We start from the raw sequence: 2,722 nt of genomic DNA, 5'->3' as shown, positions 1-2,722 counted from the left end.
CTATAATATAGCTTTTAAAATCGAATAAACGTAATTTTTTAGGAAAGGATGGTTAGATGTTAGAAATACAGGAGGTAAGTGTTCACTACTCTAGCGACGAGTGGGCACTGGAAGAAATTGATTTTTCTCTGGAAGGACCCACGATAACAGGGATTATCGGACCAAATGGGGCTGGTAAATCCACATTACTAAAAGCAATTTTAAATATTGTTCCTTATTCAGGAAAAATTAAGGTGAACGGGGAACCAACAAAAAAATGGCTGAAGAAAATAGCCTATGTAGAGCAAAAAAGTGCGATTGATTTTACATTTCCCATTACTGTAAAGGAATGCGTGTCACTTGGAACTTATCCGGAAGTGGGGCTTTTTAAGCGCTTGCGAAAAAAAGATTGGGAAAAAACGATGCAAGCTCTTGAAATTGTCAAAATGGAGCGTTTTAGCAATCGGCAAATTAGTGAGTTATCTGGCGGACAATTCCAGCGTGTCTTGCTCGCAAGGTGTCTTGTCCAAAATAGTGAAGTGATTCTTTTAGATGAACCGTTTGTCGGGATCGATGCGATCAGTGAACAAATTATTATGCAAACACTGGAACAACTTAAGCGGACAGGGAAAATGATCTTGATTGTGCATCATGATTTGAGTAAAGTCGAGCAGTATTTTGATCAACTTATTTTACTGAATCGACGCCTAATTGCAGCTGGGCCAACCCAAAGTGTTTTTCAAGAAGCTCCTTTGCGGAAAGCTTACGGTGAAAATATCTTTATTAAGGAAGGAAGTGTAACATGATTGCGAGTTTCTTAGACGGTTTGCAAAATTTTCATTTTTTGCAAAATGCGCTCATTACTTCGCTTGTTATCGGTGTAGTTTCAGGCACCATTGGTTGTTTTATTATTTTGCGAGGCATGTCGCTTATGGGAGATGCGATTTCCCACGCGGTTCTTCCCGGGGTAGCGATTTCATTTATTTTAGAGATTAATTTTTTTATCGGCGCGATTCTCTTCGGATTATTGGCATCAATTATGATTACGTATATTAAATCCAATAGTGTCATCAAAGGAGATACTGCGATTGGCATCACATTCAGTTCTTTTTTAGCTCTTGGTGTCATTTTAATTGGCGTAGCTAACAGTTCAACGGATTTGTTCCATATTTTATTTGGAAATATTTTGGCCGTACAAGATGTGGATAAATGGATTACGATTGGCGTTTCAGTTTTTGTTCTTGCGATCATTGTGTTGTTTTTCAAGGAGTTACTCATCACTTCTTTTGATCCGCTCATGGCAAAAGCACTCGGAATGAAAGTTCAATTTTATCATTATTTATTGATGCTACTTTTAACGCTTGTTTCAGTTACAGCGATGCAAAGTGTAGGAACGATTTTGATTGTGGCGATGTTAATTACACCAGCTGCGACGGCGTACTTATTTTCAACAAGCTTGAAGAAAATGGTCATCTTATCAGCTTTTCTGGGCGCGTTAGCTTCATTTGTCGGCTTATTTATCGGTTATAGCTTTAATGTAGCGGTTAGTTCGAGCATTGTACTGACTTCGGCACTTTTCTTTGCAGTGAGCTTTTTCTTGTCGCCGAAACAAAAATTCTTTAGAAAGAAGGCTAGAATCAATGAAAATTAATTGGGAAAAGGGAATAAAATGGTTGCTGCCTGTTTTGTTTTTATTTGTTTTAACGGCTTGCTCAAGCGCTAAAGACTCATCAAATGGAAAGGGAAATCAATTAAATGTAGTCGTAACGAACTCGATTCTAGCAGATATCACAAAAAATATTGCCGGCAGTAAGGTGCAGCTTCATAGTATTGTCCCGGTCGGAAAAGATCCGCATGAATATGAGCCGCTCCCTGAAGATGTCAAAAAAACTTCAATGGCGGATGTGATTTTTTATAATGGAATTAACCTAGAAACGGGTGGAAATGCTTGGTTCACGAAACTAATGAAAAATGCGAAGAAAAAAGAAAATCGGGATTATTTTGCTGTGAGTGAGGGCGTTAAAGTCATTTATTTGGAGGGAAAAGAGGAAGAAGGAAAGGAAGATCCGCATGCTTGGTTGAACCTTGAAAATGGAATCCAGTACGCGAAAAATATTGAAAAAGAGCTTTCAAAAAAAGATCCGGACAATGCTGCTTATTATAAGAAGAACTTGCAAAGCTATGTCGATAAGCTATCTAAACTGGATCAAGAAGCAAAAGAAAAATTTAAAGCAATCCCAAAAGCTAAAAAAATGATCGTCACTAGTGAAGGATGTTTTAAATATTTCTCGAAAGCATATCAGATTCCTTCTGCTTATATTTGGGAAATTAATACGGAAGAGGAAGGGACTCCTGACCAAATAAAAACTTTGGTGCAAAAATTGCGAAATAGTGAAGTGCCGGCATTATTTGTGGAAAGTAGTGTTAGCGACAAGCCAATGAAAAGCGTCGCAAAAGATACAGGCATTCCTATCCATGCAAAGATTTTCACGGATTCAGTTGCGAAGCAAGGAGAAAATGGAGATAGCTATTATGAGATGATGAAGTGGAACTTGGATAAAATTTCAGAAGGATTGTCTAAATAAAAACTTTGAAAGTGACTGTTTACTAATTTTTATTTTGTAAAGCAGTCACTTTATATATATTTTTGTTCACAAATAGGCTAATTGAGGGAGAAAAATTTTGCTTTTTCTCTAAAAAAAAAGAATAAAAAAAGCAAGAAAACGCTTAAAAATCATAAATT

3 protein-coding genes are annotated in these 2,722 nt (G+C 36.9%); all 3 read left to right on the top strand.

The genetic code is table 11. The features are described from left to right. Window positions 1–56 precede the first annotated feature (56 nt). From HCK02_RS13615 to HCK02_RS13605, 3 genes are read left to right on the top strand one after another with little or no spacing between them, the layout of a single operon-like run. Window positions 57–785 (top strand): metal ABC transporter ATP-binding protein, encoded by a 729-nt coding sequence (locus tag HCK02_RS13615; RefSeq protein ID WP_167630640.1) that lies wholly within the window; start codon window positions 57–59, stop codon window positions 783–785. After that, on the top strand, window positions 782–1,630 hold the full coding sequence (locus HCK02_RS13610) for a metal ABC transporter permease (RefSeq protein ID WP_167630639.1): 849 nt from the start codon (window positions 782–784) through the stop codon (window positions 1,628–1,630). Before HCK02_RS13615 ends, HCK02_RS13610 begins: the two co-directional genes overlap by 4 nt. Next, entirely contained in the window at window positions 1,620–2,564 is a 945-nt protein-coding gene (locus HCK02_RS13605) for a metal ABC transporter substrate-binding protein (RefSeq protein WP_167630638.1), read from the top strand. The genes HCK02_RS13610 and HCK02_RS13605 overlap by 11 nt, the downstream gene beginning before the upstream one ends. The last annotated feature ends 158 nt before the right edge of the window (window positions 2,565–2,722 follow it).

The sequence above is a fragment of the Listeria valentina genome (assembly GCF_011800755.1).
Taxonomy (GTDB): Bacteria; Bacillota; Bacilli; order Lactobacillales; family Listeriaceae; genus Listeria; species Listeria valentina.
The sequence above is the reverse complement of the archived record's forward strand: the minus strand, read 5'-3'. Positions and strand labels throughout refer to the sequence as shown.